The following is an 18,393-nucleotide window of genomic DNA, read 5'->3' as shown; positions in this document are numbered from 1 at the left end:
CAAGCGGGCTGGGCTTGACGCTTCCACGGCATCATCTATGATCTTAAAAAGTTAAGAAAAGTCTCTGCACGACCAATATTAAACAACTTTTCGTTATTTTGGTGTCCACTTTCTTGACAGAGGTCCACAGGAACCGATTCCTCTTCTTTTAAAGGTAATATTTGTGAAATAACGGAACCACGGACCGGTGCACATCCTTGATGCGGATCCTCATTCCGGTATTTTGCCAAATGACCACCTGAAATTGACCACATGCAACTAACTCGCCCTTTACCTGTACGCCATAAAAAAATCCGAACGAATTCAAATTCTACTCGGAGAATATTGAAGTCTAGTTCGGATTTTTTAATGCGAAACATATTATCCCGTTGCAACCGTCCATAAGGTTCCCGTTTCAAAACATGTTTAGTGGGGGGATGAAAGCAACCCCCACTGAATGAAGTTTAACTTTCACCGCAGTCTGAATGAAATTGTCCGTTTAGGCTGGAAGTGGCGTCTGCTCACGCCGTAACGCTTAAACCAACATCATCGTGTTTTCAAATATTCATAATATGCTTTTGCCGAATGGGCGCGGGTTGCATGGTCTTGTGGTCGAAAGTTACCGTCTGAGCCATTCATAATCTCTAGATGGCTAATAATCGAAATTACACCAGGACTGTCGGCTTGATCAATATCATTAAAGTTGGTGACAAACATTTCATCGATCTCTGCTAACTCTTCATAGCCTAATGCCCTGACAATCATTGATGCTAACTCTTCACGCGTAACTGGTTCATCAGGATTAAATGTTTGTTGGGATCCATCTATCCATCCTTCGCGTACAGCTGATTCTACATATGGGAAGTAGGTGGAATCTGTGCTTACATCATCAAAGGATGCTTCCTCGTTTGATAGACTCATAGCAAATTCGCGATAATAATATGGATTTGGATTCGTGGATAACATCATCATTTTTACAACTTCTCCACGCGTAATCGTCTTGTTTGGATTTACTTTTCCATCATCTGTGATGTTTAATGCCTGGTATTCTAGCATTAATCGAAGTTCTTCTTCGGCCCAATGGCCAGTGAGATCGGTTGGCTCAAGATTATCAGCTACCGGTTCACCCGTTCTTGCTGATAGCCAATTACCTTCTACTGCATCAAGGTAGATAGGATCGTCTGTTTGTTCGATGTCAAAGGTGTATGCCAATTTCACATGTTGTGCATCTTCCTGTCCTACATCCGGTGATACGGGAATGAATGGTTGCTCTTGTTGTGGGGTGACGTATTCTAGTTGGATGTCTGCAGCATCTAAATAGATTTGTTTTGCTTGTTGTTCACTTATTATGTTGGTTGGATCGGCAAAATCAGCTTCGTTTTCCCAGTCTTGATAAAAACGTGAAAGTGTACCATTCTCTGCGTTGATGGTTACCGTAATCGTTTGGTTCGGTACAGGTATACCATTTACTAATTGTTGGAAATGATACGTGAACTCTCTCATTTTGTCCGCATTGTCAGGCTCTTGGTGATGGCTTGGGTTTAACGCAATTTGATCTGTTTTCCATGGAAGAAGCTGCTTCACCGTCTCGATCGCTTGTTGTTTTGCTTCTTGATAGGTTGAGGATTGTTCAATATCTTCCTCGTCTCCTGGGCGTGTATCGTAGTTGTGGTTAGAATAATTTAAAATTTCCCCTGTTAAGGCATCAATTCTTCCATTAATTGTATTGTCGTTTTCTTCATCTCTCCATGTAAATGACCAATAGGCATCATTGTGATTATTGGATTGTTCACGGTAATTGACATGTTCCAACTCCATTTCTGGTAAATCAAATACGTCCTGAAACACATCGATTGCTTGTTGCTGGGATAATGCTTGAGAGTTTTCAGTGGGTGCTTGTTCCAAAGGTTGCTCTGTAATCGCTTCAAATGTTGTTGCTTGGTCAAGATCTAGCTTATTACCATCCGCATCGACCCATGTTCCTTGCTTTGCATCAAAATAAATTCCATTCGAGACATTCGCGTAAGCATATTCGAGTGCATATTGATTGTTTTCTTGTGATGAATTCCCTGCATAGGGCTCCATTCCTTGAATTTGTCGATACTGTAATTGCAAAGGAAGTGTCTCTATCATTTTCTCTGTTGCGTTTTCTTTTGATATAACATCGTCGGGATTTTCAAAGGACACATTTTGATCCCAGCGGTAATCAAGTCCAACGAAATCACCATTCCCATTGATCCGTATCGTTAAACCGTTGTCTTTAAATGGTATGTCTTGTTTCGTTTGATGAAAATGTAAGTCATAGACAACATTTCCTTCCAGTGGTGTCTTTTGGTTATCCTCTTGATAGTCAACTTGGTCGACTAGGTTTGGAAATTGCTCTTCAATAATCGACATAGCCATGTCTTTGGCCTCGGATCGATCAACCTTTGGTGGATAGGAAACTTCTAAGTCCGGACCTGAATGGGATCGGTTCATGCCAACAATATCGCCAGTATTAGCATCTAATGTGACATGAACATAGTGGTAGTTCTTATCTTCTTGTTTTTGCCAGCGTACGGTCCAAACACTGTTGATCTGCCCTTGCCAATTGGTTTGGAAGCTAACATTTTCTTGCGTGAATTCATCATCTAGATTAACAAAATCTTTGGCAATGTTAATGGCTTGTTGTTTTGTTATGTCTGCTTCCTCTCTTAGTTGTTGCTCTTGGGCATCACTAATGATTCGGTCAGAATCCAAGTTGTCCGATACTTGTAAATCAGTCGGCTGTTGTTCTGTTGAGGCATGTACACTTGTTCCAGCGTATCCTCCTAAAAGTCCTGGTACGGTAAGTGCAGTAACAAGTAATGAAACCGTTCGTTTTTTCAATCGAACATTCCCCCTTCAAAAATAATCCTATTATGGAAAATATATCCAATTAAACAGACGAATATGAAAAGAAAAAAGTTACAGATACGTCTGATTTGGTGATAGACACCTTTATCATCCCGTTAATAAACGTAAAAAATATGGTATGATATTCGGAGGAGGAGATGGAATGGAAATGGATACGATTATTTTTGATGTAGATGATACGTTGTATGATCAGGCATTGCCTTTCAAAATTACATATAAAAAGTTGTTTGATCAACCACTTACTGAAGCAGAGTTAAATCAGTTATATACTGTTAGCCGTAAGCATAGTGATGTGCTTTTTGACAAATGGGAAGCGGGAGAAATTCCTGTACAGGAGTTGCAAATACGGAGAATGACGCAAGCTTGTGAAGAGTTTGGCATTGCCATCACCGAACAAAAGGCACTAGAGTTCCAAAATGCATACGTCAAAGAACAACGAAAAATTGTTCTATTTGATGAAGTGAAACAGCTATTGGACGATCTTTATCAGCAAAACAAGCAACTTGCAGTATTAACCAATGGGGAAACGGACCATCAATCGATGAAAATCAAACAGTTAAATCTGACAAACTGGATTCCTGCAGAACATCTGTTTATTTCTGGGGCGATTGGTTATGCCAAACCAAAACAAGAAGTGTTTAACGTATTGGAGGACCAGCTTCAACTAGATACAAGGAAAACAATCTACATTGGTGATTCCTTCCACCATGATATTGTTGGTGCTAAAAAGGCAGGCTGGCAGGCGATTTGGATGAATCATCGCAAACGCGATATGCCGGAATCTTCGTACAAGCCTGATCTGGAAGTTCATAGTGCTAAAGAATTATACGAAGCATTATCCCGGTGTAACCGTCTGTAAGATTCCCACTTCAATCATGAAGTGAAACGGAGAGGTTTAAGTGGGAGTAAAATTTTCGCTAACACCCCGATTGGTTCCACTAACACACAGTGTGGGAAGAGCAAAAAAACTACTAAGTGAAGTTATACTTTATAGATAACACCTGTTTGTTAAACGGGTGTTTTTTATTGCGCAAAAAATATTTTTACCCAAGAATGTTGAGGCTTGTTTCTTCCTGCAGATACGATTTCACAACCGCCTAAGTTCCCTAGTAGTTCAACTTATTTGTTTACTAAAGTAGTCAAATAGTAACGATATAAATGACAGTCTCTGTGAGTTTTTTGATAACAAATAATTCATTTTGCTTAGAACATTCAAAAAAATCTATGGAAAATCACTCAAAACACTAGTAAAATAGTAATGGTTCTTTGCTGTTATGCAATTGAAAAGAGCATCTAAGAAATAGCGGTAGGAGGGGGAAAGATTGGATCTATTCTATTTTTCAATCGTTGTACTAGTCATGGGGCTATTAGTCAACGGCTTTTGTCAAACAAGGGGATTTAGTCTAGTAAAACTACGAGAAAAATCGATAAATGAAAAAAGAATCTATGACTTGGTTGAGTCATCGCAAGATATTGTCTATTATTTTGACGTTGTCGAGTATCAATTTAAGTATTTGAGCCCTTCTCTTGATAGCTATTTCGGGGCAGGTCATTTAGAGCAGTGTATGGAAGATTCTCTGTTGGCATTTAGGAATCTTCATCCTGATGATGTCCATATCATGAATGACAAAATGTCCGGAAATATCGATTACAGCAAGCCAATTCTACAACGGTGGCGAGGTGTGGATGGGAATTATCAATTATTTGAAGAGTATGCCAGCCCTATTTATAAGGACGGTGAATTGGTTGCAGTTCAAGGAATTATTCGATTACAAGGAGAATCATCACCGACGACAGGCACTTAAAAAAAGCGACAGGTACCGTTGAAATAACGGTGCCTGTCACTTTTCGTTTTCCCTATTTTAATACTCCTTGTACGACCTGATTCGTTAGGTTTGGTACGATTTCTAATGAGTAGGTCATTTCCATTCGTTCATTTTTTTTGTGTGCATCATAGCCATATGGACCGATGTTGATCACAGGCACATTAATGTCACGGATGTCTTGGAAGTTGACATAGTGCTTTGTTTTCCAACCAGGATTATTGTTTGCGACGGCCTCTGTTCCTTGTTCATCATCAGTTAAAGCAACAAAGCTCATATCCGAGATATATGGGAAAAAGTTACGTGTCACAATTGGATGCTCATATTGTGGTTGAACGGTATCTACTGCTTGGTCCAAGGCGTCGAGCAAATGTTTGTCTGCCTCATTTTCTTCGTTTAATTCAATACTTGGCGAATACAGTGACGAGTAGAATAAAATCATGGCTGGTGATTTATCTTGCATCCATTTCCATGCTTCTTCCACCACACGAGCTGCATACATACGCATGTCAAGACTCGTATCTAACAGTAGTTCCTCTTTAAATGCACGCATATGTTCTGTATATGCATCCCCATTTTCATCTGTCAATAATTGATCCATTTCTTCATAGGTCATTACTTTAGCAGACCAAGGGATCGCTTGCTTTGGTTCACCACTAAGGTTACAAAATGTATCATAACGATCTTGGTATAATGCTAATGCATTGTTGAATGCAATTGTCGCTTGTTGTTTTAATTTTTCCAGCACTTCTTTTGGTGACCATGAATGAATAAAGAAATTGTAATACACATAGGATGAAAGTGCGGTTTGTACCGTATAAGATGGTTTTAGGTCCGTTTGTTTTAACGATACTGGTGGGACTGTCGTTTCTCCTTTGGCCTCGTTTGAAAGCTCTGGATTGTATTCAATTTGTCTAGTCAGTTCAGCGGCAAGAAAGTTCGGATCTAATCCTTCAAAGGCAGAGCCAACATGGGTTTCGGCACCAGTAATATAGAAGGAGGGAAGTAGTTTTCCGATTGTTCCTTTATAGATATAGCGATTTGGGTCTCCATCATAACGTGGTGAAACAAAGTCTGCATTAATAGCAGCAACATATTCGAAGCCATGTTCTTGTTTCCACTGTTTTAAATCTTTTAAAGCAGAAAGAATACCGTGGGAGCCATCCTCTTCGTCACATTCAGCCACAAATACAAGGTTCCCGTCTAGTTCTTCAGGATGTTCAGCGTAGTATTTTAATAAATACAAATGACTCGCTACACCACTTTTCATATCTAACACACCACGCCCAAATAACCAGTCATCGGAGTGAAGATGTTCGGAAATAAGATCAGGTTGTTCATCCTTGAGCAACTCTTGCATAAGGGTATCAGGATCTTGAGCAAATGCTTGATGTTGGTTGAAGTCATCTGTTCCAACTGTATCTATATGTCCCATCAAAATAACGGTTTTGTTACTTGTTCCTTTCGTGCCTTTCACACAAGCTAGGACATTATAACGTTCTTGATCATCGTCAATTGTTTGTGACATGTTTAGGAATTCTGGATTTTCTGTAAAATAGGGGATAGAAGAAAGCATTGTATAAATAACCTGTGCCATTTCCTTCTCCCCGTTTGTATTGACTATACTTTCAATATTAACTAATTGTTTTGTTAACAATAATACATCTTCTCTGCAATCAAACATCGTGAGGTCTCCTTTAGGTGGTAATATAGCAATGTAATAAAAAGTATCTCATTTTTCTCAGAACGTCAAGCAAATTTTTTTCCTGAAAATATGCTTGCAATCTCTTCCTAATCAACTTATAATAAAAAACGTCTTGAGAAAATTTCATACGTAACCTCATCAACATGGTGAGGTAGAGGTTGCGATTTATAAGAGTACTAGGCACGAGGTTGTGCATAACCGAAGAAGGTCTAGAAAAGGATAAATCGCCGAAGTTTTTATGACTAGCACGTCTTAAAAACTGGGGCTGTTCTCGAATAGGGGCAGAACTGTCACGATTATTTTTTAGAATAATCGTGGAGTACTATCTTCGCGGAAGGTATAGATGAGGTGTGATGCAAACACCTAAATAAGGTGTTTTTTTATTTGCCAAAAATCGAACGCGGCCTGATGGTACATACGTATACAAATACAATACAACAGGAGGAGACTGAAAAATGAAAAAAGGAATGATGTTTTTTAGCATGATCGCCCTATTGATTTTAGCGGCGTGTGGATCGGATCAAGCGAGTGGTGAAAGTGAGGACGCTAGCTTGGAATTAGTGGAAGATGGAAAGTTAACTTTTGCCATGACGGGGCAATATCCGCCATTAAACTATAAAAAAGATGGAGAGCTTACAGGTTTTGAAGTGGAAATCGGAAACGAAATTGCCGAACGGATTGGATTAGAACCAAATCCGGTAACAAACCCATGGGAAACGATTATTCAAGGGCTAAAAGTGAACAAATATGACGCGATTATCGGTAGTATGACAGCAACTGAAGAACGTGATAAGCAAGTAGACTTTACCGAGCCGTATTATCTATCCGGTGCACAAATTTTTGTAGCGGAAGGAAACACAGAGATTACTTCTCCAGAAGATTTAAGAGATAAAACGGTAGGGGTCATTCAAGCGAGTACATGGAAAGACATGGCGGAGGAATTATCAGACGACGTCAAGTCATATCCAACTGATGTCAATGCATTACAAGATTTAGAGATTGGTAGAATTGATGCAGTGATTACCGATAAAATTGTAGGGTTGGATGCTAGAAATGAAAAAGGACTTGCCATCGACACTACGGCAGAGCTATTGAATGAAGATCGCATTAGCGTTGCGACGAAAGAAGGCGACACTTTATTAGTAGAGAAAATTAACGAAGCCATTCAATCGATGGTTGAAGATGGTACGTATGAAGAAATTAGTATGAAATGGTTCGATGAGAATGTACTAGAAACAGAATAAAGGCTATGTTGGGAGCACGGGAACGGTTCTCGTGCTTCTTTTTTTCTGGAAAGTAGCTTGTTGTGCGGCATGACAAATTAAGTAACGCACACAGACAGGTCAATAACGGATAAGCCCCTTTTAATTAACCCACTATTAAATAGGAAGAAAGAGGTACAAACATGGAATTTTTCACAAACATCCTTAGCATCTTTCAAGAACATGGGACAGCCTTTTTAGAAGCAACCTGGCTAACTGTAAGTATTACAGCCGTCTCCCTTCTGATTGCAACCTTAATTGGGGTTGTGGTTGCTGGATTAAAACTATCTTCTATTAAACTATTAAACCTTATTGCTGATCTCTATATTGGGATCATCCGCGGAACGCCATTAATTGTTCAGATTATGTTTCTCTACTACGGAATTGCCAATTTTATTATGCTAGATAGTTTCACAGCTGGTGCCATAGCGCTTGGTGTTCATTCTGGAGCATATATTGCAGAAATTTTTAGAGGTGCGATCCAATCGATTGATAAAGGACAATTGGAAGCTGCACGTTCGCTTGGTATGCCAACAACGTTAGCGATGCGACGAATTGTTTTTCCCCAAGCATTTAAACGAGCCATTCCTTCGTTGGGAAATCAGTTTATCATCGGCTTAAAGGATTCGTCACTTGTAGCTTACATTTCTGTTACCGAGTTGTTTAACACGGCTTTATCTGCACAAGGGGAAAATTATATGCCGTTTGAAACATACTTTGTCGTTGGAATCTATTACTTGATTCTTGTACTAATCTTCACGCAAATTATGAATAGGGTAGAAAGAAAATTTGATGTAAATCGACCGAAGAAGGTGAAAGTGGCATGATCCAAGTAAAGCAATTATCCAAATCATTTGCTGATTTAGAAGTGTTAAAAAATATTGATCTCGAAGTAGAAAAAAGTGAAGTTGTCGTGTTAATTGGCGGAAGTGGTTCAGGCAAAAGTACCTTATTACGTTGCTTAAACTTCCTAGAAATTGCTAACAGTGGGGAGATCTTACTTAATGGGAAATCGATTGATGACAAGACAAATTTAAATAAAGTAAGAGAAAAAGTCGGGATGGTGTTCCAACATTTTAACTTATTCCCACATAAAACCGTGTTGGAAAATGTGATGGAAGCACCCATTTATGTGAAAGGTGTGGACAAACAAAAAGCCAAACAACAAGCGCTTAATTTACTAGAAAAAGTCGGATTGAAAGAGCATGTCCATTACTATCCAGACCACTTATCTGGTGGGCAAAAACAACGTGTGGCAATTGCTCGTTCACTAGCGATGGAACCAGATGTTATGTTGTTTGATGAACCAACCTCTGCACTTGATCCAGAGTTAGTCGGGGAAGTGTTGCAAGTAATGAAAAACTTAGCTGAAGAAGGGATGACGATGATCGTGGTCACCCATGAGATGGGCTTTGCTAGAGAAATGGCGGATCGCGTGATCATGTTAGCCGATGGCGTGATCATTGAAGAAGGCCACCCGGATGAATTCTTTACCAACCCGAAACACGATCGTACCCAACGTTTCTTGAAACAAATTTTGTAAAAGGTAACAGGTACCTGCTTAATAGGTGCCTGTTACTTTTGCATATTTTGCAAGCCTTCTTTCATAGTTATAGAAGTATGACGTGAAAGAAAGGGTGTAATGCATGCCTGTGATGTTTGGAACCCATATCCTTCATACAGTAAAGCCGGGAGATACGGTCGCAAATCTCGCTAATCAGTATCAAAGCAATGTCGATGCAATCGCTAATGCGAATGGATTATATCCGCCATTTGTTGATCCTTATACGATCTATGTCAATCAGGTGCTTGTTATTCCTAAGCAGATGTCCACCCAAACCTATACATTATATGCGATTCAATCAGGTGATACAGTTCGTTCGATCTCACAACGTTTTTCCACGAATCCGCAGCTTTTAGTTGGCATTAATAAAACGATTCATAACCCAGATTTTCTTTTTCCGAATCAGCAGATTGAAGTCCCAGCCGTTATTTATGCGGTTAGGCCAGGGGATTCCCTCTCATCAATAGCAGACCAAACAGGGATTGATTTGTCGGTGATTACCCAGGCTAATGCCCGCCGTCCTTATGTATTATCGGATGCACTTAGGGAGGGGATGCGACTGATCATTCCAGTCCCAACTTCAGAAAACATTGTTGTCACCCAGCCTTTTCCAGGGTCTGTCATTCGTGATAATCAAACAATAAAAGGCTATGCACGAGTGTTTGAAGCAACGGTGCTATATCGTGTCGTCGATACGACTGACGTTGTCGTGATGGAGGAAAGCTACACGACTGCTGAATATGGTGCCCCAGCTTATAGCCGTTTTAGCGATCAAATTCGTTTTGACAGGCAACCAACCACGGATGCAGGTGTATTGGAAGTATATACAAGAAGTGCCATGGACGGATCGATTCAAGACCTTGTTCAGATTCGAGTGTTGTTTGAATAGAGTAACAGGCACTGACTGTTCGGTGCCTGTTACCAAATCCACCTGCAAACTTTCCTTTCTATGATGTCGATTAATTTAAATAAGAAGTAGCCGAGTATGCTGAGGGCGAGGATGCCACTGAACATTTCGACGTAATTGACTTTGATCCAACTGTCCATAATAAAGTAGCCAATCCCATAGGTGGTGGCAAAGTTCTCGGCATAAAATAAAACGGAGATACTGACACCAATACTGATCCGTAATGCAGTAATCATTTTCGGTAATACCGCCGGAATGATCAGGTGTCGATATAATTCTTGCTTGTTTACTCCCAAGGATTGCACTGAATAGAATAGTTCCTTAGGAATTTCTTTAACCCCATCCTTTACGGCAACAATGATTTGAAAAATAACGATTGTTATAATCAGGACAATCTTTGGCGTGTTTCCCAGTCCGAACAAGATCATTAAAACGGGTAGGAAAGCAATTTTTGGTAATGGATAAAGAATATACACAATTGGTGAGATCAATTCATTCGCCTTTTTACTCATGCCAATCCAAAGTCCAATCAAACTGCCAGCTATTAAGGAAATCACTATCGCAATGGTGATGCGTAGTAAACTGACGAGTAAGTGTAAGCTTAGTTCTCCAGGAAGAATCATGACAAAGTTCATCAACGTTTCGTGAGGAGATGGGATGGCAGCTGACCGTAACCCGAAGTGCAACACATACCATGCCACCACGATGACAAGTACACCATAAAGTGTTTTGTTAGCCAGCAACCGTCTTGTCATTCGAGCCATGCTCGTAGCTCCAAACAAGTGCGATAGAATGCGAGACTACTTCGAGAATTCTCCAAACCAAATTGTGGATTATCCATGATATGACGTATGTTTCCATTTTGCATCACAATGATTTTTTGCCCAAGAAAAACCGCTTCCTCAATATTATGTGTCACCATTACTAAGGTGAGCAGTCGCTGCTTATAGATCGATAGAATCAAGTTTTGGATATGTTCTTTGGTCATCGCGTCTAAGGCTGATGATGCTTCATCCATTAATAACAGATCTGGTTCAAGTGCCAATGTCCTGCCAATCGCAACGCGTTGTTTTTGCCCGCCGCTAAGCTCACCTGGAAGTTTGTTGCTATAATTTTTCATCCCTAAACTTTTTAAGAACGCTCCGACTTTTTGAACGATTTCATGCTTGCCGAATCCTCTTGTTTTCAATGGAAAAGCAATATTATCCCATACCGTTTTCCATGGCAGTAATCCATAATCTTGTAAAATTAAACCTGTACTTTGACGAATGCCTGTTAGTGGTTGTCCATCAATTGTAATCGTTCCAGATGTGGGCTGCTTTAACCCTGCTAAGGTATAAAGTAGCGTTGTCTTGCCACAGCCGGAAGCACCAATTACAGCGTAGGTGCAATGTTTCTCCAAGGTGAGTGAGACTTGATTCAACACCTTTTCCTGCTGATAGTGCACATCAATTTGGTTGACTTCAATCATGATGGATGAAACTTTCATCGACTAAATCTTGGTAACGAACATTCACCTGTTCACCAAGCACTTGTTCGTTCCAATCGATGACTCGGTTGAGAAAGGCTTCACTTGGTACTCTTGCTTGGTGATAAGTTGGCATTATGATATCGTCTTTAATTTCTGACTTTAGATCAAGGACTTCGATCAGAATTGTCCGCGCTTCTTGATCATCTTTAGCAATTTCTGCCACAGCCTTGTTATATGCTTGGTGGAATCGTTTAATTGCTTCTGGATTTTGTTCAATCGCATCACCAGTAAATACCATTACATCAGGGGAGAATTCATCCTCATTTTCAATTAATTGTTTATCAAGCCCAGTCAACGCTCCTTGAGAAGCCATTGGTTCAGGGATTACTGCCATATCTAGTTTGCCAGTACTAATCATTTCTAACCGGGCAGGAATTTCATTGATATACACTTTTTCAAGATTATAGGAATTTCCTAAACTACGATCTGCTAAATAGTTAGAGACACTGACTTCCATCATGCCAACTTTTATGTCTTGTTTTTCTTGAAAATCTTGATTGATCAAAAATGGGAAAGCTCCATCCGTACTTGTCGTTACTTTTATATCAAAGCCATTTTCGACATTATTAACTAATGCGATTACATCGGTCATGGCCCCGTCAAGCTCACCTGTTTGTAGGGCGCTTTGTCTGTTCATTGCATTCGTATAGATTTGTATCTCAGCATCCAGTCCAATTTCCTCAAAATAACCCTTTTGGTCAGCTAAAAAAATTGGTGCAGAATCTACCGCAGGCATGACGCCAATTTTTAGACTTTCTCTGTCTGATTGGTCAGAGGGATCTTCTGCTTTCGTTTGCTGACTACATCCAACCGTAAAGGCAATTAAAGCGACAAAACTAATCGTGAAAAAGGTTTTCAAATTGTTCATTGTCATTTCTCCTAACGTTTGTTATATTTTTCACATAAATTGTTAAACTTTTCACATACTTAATTTTAGTCTTAAAGCATTGAATAAGCAATGTCTAAATCGTGTCTATTATTAGAAGATGGTGGGACATGGGGACAGGGCACTTGTCCCAGTTGCAGAGGTGCTTAACGTGTTTAGCACGTATAACTTGGTAACTACGCGGACATTTGGTTCGTTATTTTAGGAAAAAAAGGCGATTGTGGGGTGTCTGTGGACATCTGTTCCTTTATTTGCCAAAAGTTAAGCAGTTCACCTGGATTTTTTAGCAAATAAGGTATCGAATGTCCGCCAACTCCTTTAAAGTACAGGTTTTTGGGCAAATAGCGCACCAAATGTCCGCGAAAATGGTTTTTACTCCAAAAGAGAGCCAGCCCCTCAGGGTTGGCTCTCTTCTAACTATATGATTCATCTACACCCTGTTGTTTCTCCGTTTTATTAATCACAGACGTCCCGACTAAGTCACCAGTGACATTCAGTGCGGTTGCACCCATTCCGACAAGCGCATCAATCGCAGTTAGTAAACCGACAGCTTCCATTGGTAAGCCTAACTGTGCAAACACCGTCGCAATCATGACAATACCTGCACCAGGAACGCCTGCTGTCCCAACAGATGCTAGTGTACCGATCAGCACGACTTGGAACATGTCGGTAAAACTCAATGGTTCGCCAATAATATTTGCAGCAAATACGGCAGAAACTGCAATCCGAATCGCCGCACCATCCATATTAATGGTTGCTCCTAATGGCAGGCTAAAGCCATATAAACTTTTCGATAATCCCATGTTCTTCGCAGCATTTAAGGTCAGTGGGAGCGTACCTGAACTACTTTGCGTCACAAACGCAGTGATCATCGGTGTACGTGCATGTTTGAAAAACTGTGCTGGACTGACTTTTGTTAAAAGCATTAAGATAACATAAAACACGATCTGTACGATCAACGCAATATATAGAACAACAACCATATCCCCAAGTTCTAACAAGGTATCTTTCCCTTGACTGCCGACAGTTTTAGCGATAATTGCAAAAATCCCAACCGGTACATATTGTAAAATCACTTTCATAATCGCAAGTGTTGCTTCATTTAAACCGTCGATCATTTTATAGACGTGTTCCCCAAGTTCGCCAAATTCTTTTGATGAACGTAAGTAGGAAATAGCAATACCAAATGCAAACGCGGTAAAAATAATCGCCAAAAGATTCAGTTCGTTGAAGGCAGTAATAATATTATCTGGCACGATGTTTAGCAATACACTAATAATTCCAGGATTATCAGGAACGTCAAACGCTTCGTTCGTATCAAGTGTCATCCCTGTACCAGGTTGAAAAACACTCGCAACGGTAATGCCGATCGTGATGGCCACAGCGGATGTTAGGAGGTAAAAGACAAAGACCTTTCCACCCATCCGGCCTAAATTAGTAAGCTTGGTCTGATTCACCCCGACAATTAGTGTGAAAAAGATCAACGGAATGATGAGGAATTTAAGTAATTTAATTAATAAATCTCCTAATGGTGCTAAAGCGACCGCATCCTCACCAAAAATAAAGCCAACGATTATACCTAAAATTAATGCAATCGTCACTTTTAAAATTAATGACGCATCTAAGTAGCTTTTCCAAATGCTTTTCATAGCTTTACCTCCTTTTAAATGTTATTTATCCTCGAATCCAGATACATTTGCTAGATTCTACCATATATGGAGCGCATGTTGTTAGAAGGAGAGGGACTACTAGAAGAAAAATATATTAGCCCTCGGGTGCAACCGTCCATAAAACTAACACTTGGTTAGGTCAAGAGCAACCCTCTACGAGTGAGGTTTTACCTTATTTTAACGATTAACCTTATTTGCATGAAATGATTTACATCAATTTTGGGTGGTGCAATGATAAAGGAGACACCATCATACTATTCTGTCCTCACTCGATCGACACATGTCATTCTGTAACTGTCATCCTTAAAATATTCCTATAATTATATTTTTGTAAAAAGATAGCGTTTTTGAAAGAAATAGGGGATAAAATGAAGGGGAGTAATGCCTGGTTAAAAACGCACCATTTTTCTGATTGTAGTATAGTAATTGTAAGTGATTAAACAATTGACTAATTAGAGTTAGTGTAAGAGAGGGTTATGGTCTTGAATATAACTGAAGCTACGATTTATCAAAAAATGATGGGTGAATTTAACAAAACATTAAATCGAAAATTAACGGAAAAAGAGAAGGAATTTCTTAAATGGCTTTCTACAAAAGGTTAGATGTCAATATATTCAATTCCTCGTTTTTTCATTTCATGTACAAGTAACATGACAAAATCAGACTCCAAATTTAAATCTATCGCTTTATGATAAGCTTCAATTAACATTTCATTACTTAAGTATTCTAAACTATTCAACTTTTCCATCTCCTTTTTGAATTAAAACAGACAGTATCTATTTTCTGATAATAGTTTCCTAAAATCAATAAAATTTTGCTGAAAAGTAGGTAATTAGAAACAAATGGTGGGAATCTGTTTACAAATACCGTTCATCGTACTTGAAAACCACAGGTGGTGATGCAAGAAAGAAAAGCACCAAAAAATCGGTGCTTCTTACTAGGCTTTATGTGTGATATGGTAAGTTTTCTTATTGGTGGCTAGCAGTATACTAGTCGTGACTATGAAAGTCTCAAATGATAAGATAGAGGTAATAAACCAGTTTCTTCAATAATTCCTCACTTGATCAATGCTTCTTTAAATTGGATATATTCCTCATTTACTATCTTTACATATGGTAGTTTATCCTCAACAGTAAATATTTGCATCGACTTTTGAAAGAACGTCTCTGCTTCTGGATCGTCACGTTTTGCTAGACATCTAGCTTTTTCATAGTAAAGTTCTCCTAATAAATAAAGTGATTCATTGTTTCGGCATAAATGGATCCCTTTTTCACTAAAGGATAATGATTTTTGTATGTTGTCTAGCTTTAATTGTTGTTTTGCTGCACCGTATAATAGTCGTAAATAGATCGTGATATCTTTTAACTTTGGAAGTTTCTCAATATAATAAATCGCCTCTTCATACAATTGTAGAGACTGGACAAAATCCTTTTCCTCGTTATAAATAATCGCGATGCTATTGAGTATTTCTATCTCTCTTTCTGTATAAAACTTACGCTGCTGATCATGTGTCAATGCGATCGCTTCGTTTAGTGTCTCAAGCGATTTTGATTTATTTTTTTCAATATAATAGATGCAAATTCCTTTGTGCCATAAAAGAAACTGTTGATATTCTTTATTCGATTGAAATAAGTCATTTTTGAACTCATCATCAATTAGTTCCTTTAATAGAGGATAATTTTTGTTTCTAATATATTTTCGTGCAAGTGATTGCACCTCTTCTATGTAATCTATTCGCTCATTATCGATCTCACGAAAAAAGTACTCCACATCTACCTCAAGTTTTTGAGCAATTTGATATAACGTGATACTGGAGGGTAATTCTTCTTGGTTTTCCAACTTGCTTATCTGTGCCTGTGTACATATACCCTCAGCCAATTGTTTTTGTGTCATTTTTAACTCTTTACGAAGTCGTTTAATTGCTTCACTTAGTTTATACCATTTCAATCCGCTCATCCTTCTTACACTTTTCTATATACTATCATCACAACGAGGTGCCTGTCACTGATAAGGTACAGAAGAATATTTTAAAAGGATTTTCCTTGTGAAGAGCGAATCATTTCAATAGAGTGATTTAATGAAGGTCTTTGTCTGATATGTTGTAGATAATCCGACATAGAGTAGCTACATACAAAACGATAATTCAATGGACGTGTACATCTGATGAAATTTTAATCGCAAATATCCACGATAACCTGAAAAACGTGCACATTAAGGTCAGAATCTGCTCTAAATATAGATGATAATGAATTAAACGTGTATATCTAGCCAAAATGTAACCGCAAATATCCACGATAACCTGAAAAACGTGCACATTGAGGTTAGAATCTGCTCTAAATATAGACGAAATGACTGGGTCTAGGTATGATACGCCGGAATCTATAATTAGTGTGCCAAAAATTCTTTACAGAAAACATACTTAATGAAAGTAGGGGATTTGAATGAAGGTAACCTATTCGTATACGGAAAAAGGTAACGGGGCGCACAATGAAGATGTGGCTGGATCGTTTGCCAATGTTGCTTGGGTGATTGATGGTGCGACACCGCTTTTTCCAAACCATCCGATAACAGGAGACAATGATGTGGTTTGGATTGTTCAACAATTACAAGATTGTTTACCAAATTTTATAAACGACTCGGATACGTTAGCTACGATCATAACGGATGCATTACAATTTGTAAGGGAGGAAGCATTCAAGCTAAATCCAAACCTGGATTGCTCTAATGCGTATGAACTACCTACGTTCACGATTGCAATGGTGAGGTGGGCGAATCAAAAGTTAGAGTATTATGTGTTAGGGGATAGCGGTATATTCGTGAAGTCTCAGGGAAAGGTAAGCTATTTCACCGATCAACGTCTTGATCGATTCAGTCAACAGCAAGAAGTCGTAATGAAAGAAATAAAGGCTTCAACACTTGATCCAGATGAGAAAGAGTCTAAAATGTTGGATACACTACAACAGACCCGAAAACTGCTTAACACACCTGAAGGGTATTCGATCGGATCATTGGATGCGAAAGGAATTCCTCACGGATACACAGGAAACGTACCATTAGATGATGGTGCCAAAGTTCTCTGCTTCAGTGACGGGTTTGCACGACTGTTTGAGCTTTACCATGCCACTGATTGGAAAATGATCGAACTTGATGTTGGATCCATTAAAGATTATATTGATCAAATTAGACAGATAGAAACAAACGACCACACATGTACCAAATACCCAAGAGCAAAACAACAAGACGACCTAACTGTGATGTTGATTGAAAATTGACAAACAGAGAAAAAACCCTTCTCGTTGGCGAGAGAGGGGAGGGAGATAGATAGGACGTTTTCATTTTAATTAATGTCGTTTGCTTGGTAGTCTTTTGGCTTTGTTTTTATTTCCTTGACGTTGTTTATTTAGACGATCCTTCTCTTGTGTTTCATGGAGCTTTCTTACATATTCGCTAGTATCCATTATGTAACCTCCTTGAGTAATGAACTTAACCATTAGTCTAACCAATTTATTGGAAAACATTCGTATCGATTATCGTGATTGATATTGACGTTGACGGACAATTATCCCGGTGCAACCGTCCGTAAGACTTCCGCTTCAAAACGTGAAGTGAAACGGAGATGTTTAGTGGGAGTGAAACGGACGCTAACACCCCGAATGGTTCAACTAACAATCAGTGGGGGAAGAGCCAAGAACCCCCACTGATTGAAGTTTCACTTTATTCCTTATTTCTGAAAAAGGACTTGATTTGGAGCTTCTGCGGACATCTGTTCAAAAAAGTAGGCAAATACATTGTTTTCTGGTCAAATAACGTACTAAATGTTCGCCCCCCCCTGTTACGAAAGGCTCATCTATATAGAATGAAGGAACTAAATATCCGATTTGCACGTCCGCCAATCCATGTACTGTCTCTGGTTGCCAGAAAAAAAGCGTATAGCCGTTTGTGGCTATACGCTAGTTGGTGCCTGGCACCCTTACTTATGCTTCTACTGTTTCTTGAACTTTTTTATCTGCTTTATTTGTAAATAGACCTTTCAAGTATGGCATCGCATAGCGGTCTAGGCCGAATTTGCCTGCGTTAGCACCTGCTACTAGTACGAACATGCCAAGTACAACCATTTGTGCATTGGTACTTACGGTGCCACTGAATAGGAAAGAGAAGTTCATTACAAGTC

The 18,393-nt window shown here is 39.1% G+C and carries 17 protein-coding genes, 1 pseudogene and 1 riboswitch; of the genes and pseudogenes, 7 read left to right on the top strand and 11 right to left on the bottom strand.

The features are described 5' to 3' along the window. Positions 1-35: 35 nt before the first annotated feature. Positions 36-254 carry a hypothetical protein gene (locus FCI53_RS20285; RefSeq protein ID WP_138420808.1) on the bottom strand — a complete coding sequence of 73 codons (219 nt, stop codon included), beginning with the start codon at positions 252-254 and terminating at the stop codon, positions 36-38. A 271-nt stretch (positions 255-525) separates the two neighbouring features. Further along, a complete protein-coding gene (locus FCI53_RS20280; protein ID WP_138420807.1) occupies positions 526-2,847 on the bottom strand; it encodes a YcdB/YcdC domain-containing protein in 2,322 nt (773 codons plus the stop codon). Positions 2,848-3,016: 169 nt separating this feature from the next. Here FCI53_RS20280 and FCI53_RS20275 point away from each other — a divergent pair, with 169 nt between their 5' ends. Next, positions 3,017-3,733, top strand: a complete 717-nt coding sequence (locus FCI53_RS20275; protein WP_281279572.1) for an HAD family hydrolase — start codon at positions 3,017-3,019, stop codon at positions 3,731-3,733. Positions 3,734-4,196: 463 nt separating this feature from the next. Then, positions 4,197-4,679, top strand: a complete 483-nt coding sequence (locus FCI53_RS20270; protein WP_138420806.1) for a PAS domain-containing protein — start codon at positions 4,197-4,199, stop codon at positions 4,677-4,679. 52 nt (positions 4,680-4,731) lie between these two features. Here FCI53_RS20270 and FCI53_RS20265 read toward each other — a convergent pair whose 3' ends face one another. After that, on the bottom strand, positions 4,732-6,381 hold the full coding sequence (locus FCI53_RS20265) for a M20/M25/M40 family metallo-hydrolase (RefSeq protein WP_138420805.1): 1,650 nt from the start codon (positions 6,379-6,381) through the stop codon (positions 4,732-4,734). A 165-nt stretch (positions 6,382-6,546) separates the two neighbouring features. After that, positions 6,547-6,735: riboswitch (Lysine riboswitch) on the top strand. Between the two features lie 122 nt (positions 6,736-6,857). On the opposite strand from FCI53_RS20265, the gene FCI53_RS20260 reads away from it, so the two are divergent. The 4 genes from FCI53_RS20260 (at position 6,858) to FCI53_RS20245 (ending at position 10,117) form a co-directional block, all read left to right on the top strand. Further along, on the top strand, positions 6,858-7,646 hold the full coding sequence (locus FCI53_RS20260; RefSeq protein WP_138420804.1) for a transporter substrate-binding domain-containing protein: 789 nt from the start codon (positions 6,858-6,860) through the stop codon (positions 7,644-7,646). A gap of 161 nt (positions 7,647-7,807) precedes the next feature. Next, positions 7,808-8,491, top strand: coding sequence for an amino acid ABC transporter permease (locus FCI53_RS20255; protein WP_138420803.1), 684 nt, complete (start codon positions 7,808-7,810; stop codon positions 8,489-8,491). Further along, positions 8,488-9,207 (top strand): amino acid ABC transporter ATP-binding protein, encoded by a 720-nt coding sequence (locus tag FCI53_RS20250; RefSeq protein WP_138420802.1) that lies wholly within the window; start codon positions 8,488-8,490, stop codon positions 9,205-9,207. The genes FCI53_RS20255 and FCI53_RS20250 overlap by 4 nt, the downstream gene beginning before the upstream one ends. 103 nt (positions 9,208-9,310) lie before the next feature. After that, a complete protein-coding gene (locus FCI53_RS20245; protein WP_138420801.1) occupies positions 9,311-10,117 on the top strand; it encodes a LysM peptidoglycan-binding domain-containing protein in 807 nt (268 codons plus the stop codon). A gap of 29 nt (positions 10,118-10,146) precedes the next feature. Here FCI53_RS20245 and FCI53_RS20240 read toward each other — a convergent pair whose 3' ends face one another. From FCI53_RS20240 to FCI53_RS20215, 6 genes are all read right to left on the bottom strand, one after another. Continuing rightward, on the bottom strand, positions 10,147-10,899 hold the full coding sequence (locus FCI53_RS20240) for an ABC transporter permease (protein WP_246050171.1): 753 nt from the start codon (positions 10,897-10,899) through the stop codon (positions 10,147-10,149). Beyond that, positions 10,887-11,624 (bottom strand): ABC transporter ATP-binding protein, encoded by a 738-nt coding sequence (locus FCI53_RS20235; RefSeq protein ID WP_210238511.1) that lies wholly within the window; start codon positions 11,622-11,624, stop codon positions 10,887-10,889. The genes FCI53_RS20240 and FCI53_RS20235 overlap by 13 nt, the downstream gene beginning before the upstream one ends. Continuing rightward, complete coding sequence (locus FCI53_RS20230; RefSeq protein WP_171038261.1) at positions 11,599-12,534, bottom strand: ABC transporter substrate-binding protein; 936 nt, start codon at positions 12,532-12,534, stop codon at positions 11,599-11,601. The genes FCI53_RS20235 and FCI53_RS20230 overlap by 26 nt, the downstream gene beginning before the upstream one ends. A gap of 431 nt (positions 12,535-12,965) precedes the next feature. After that, positions 12,966-14,201, bottom strand: coding sequence for a dicarboxylate/amino acid:cation symporter (locus FCI53_RS20225; protein ID WP_138420799.1), 1,236 nt, complete (start codon positions 14,199-14,201; stop codon positions 12,966-12,968). 619 nt (positions 14,202-14,820) lie between these two features. Then, on the bottom strand, positions 14,821-14,961 hold the full coding sequence (gene sda, locus FCI53_RS20220; RefSeq protein ID WP_246050170.1) for a sporulation histidine kinase inhibitor Sda: 141 nt from the start codon (positions 14,959-14,961) through the stop codon (positions 14,821-14,823). Between the two features lie 317 nt (positions 14,962-15,278). Continuing rightward, positions 15,279-16,169: a helix-turn-helix domain-containing protein gene (locus FCI53_RS20215; protein ID WP_171038260.1), complete on the bottom strand. Its 891-nt coding sequence runs from the start codon at positions 16,167-16,169 to the stop codon at positions 15,279-15,281. 494 nt (positions 16,170-16,663) lie between these two features. On the opposite strand from FCI53_RS20215, the gene FCI53_RS20210 reads away from it, so the two are divergent. Further along, entirely contained in the window at positions 16,664-17,494 is an 831-nt protein-coding gene (locus FCI53_RS20210; RefSeq protein ID WP_138420796.1) for a protein phosphatase 2C domain-containing protein, read from the top strand. Positions 17,495-17,563: 69 nt separating this feature from the next. Here FCI53_RS20210 and FCI53_RS20205 read toward each other — a convergent pair whose 3' ends face one another. Both FCI53_RS20205 and FCI53_RS20200 read right to left on the bottom strand, forming a co-directional pair. Further along, on the bottom strand, positions 17,564-17,680 hold the full coding sequence (locus FCI53_RS20205; protein WP_138420795.1) for a DUF4023 family protein: 117 nt from the start codon (positions 17,678-17,680) through the stop codon (positions 17,564-17,566). Between the two features lie 516 nt (positions 17,681-18,196). Then, positions 18,197-18,393 (bottom strand): annotated as a pseudogene (locus FCI53_RS20200) (Crp/Fnr family transcriptional regulator); the annotation flags it as partial.

Source organism: Aquibacillus sediminis, assembly GCF_005870085.1.
GTDB classification, from domain to species: Bacteria; Bacillota; Bacilli; order Bacillales; family Amphibacillaceae; genus Aquibacillus_E; species Aquibacillus_E sediminis.
This window is presented reverse-complemented; position numbering and strand designations above follow the sequence as displayed.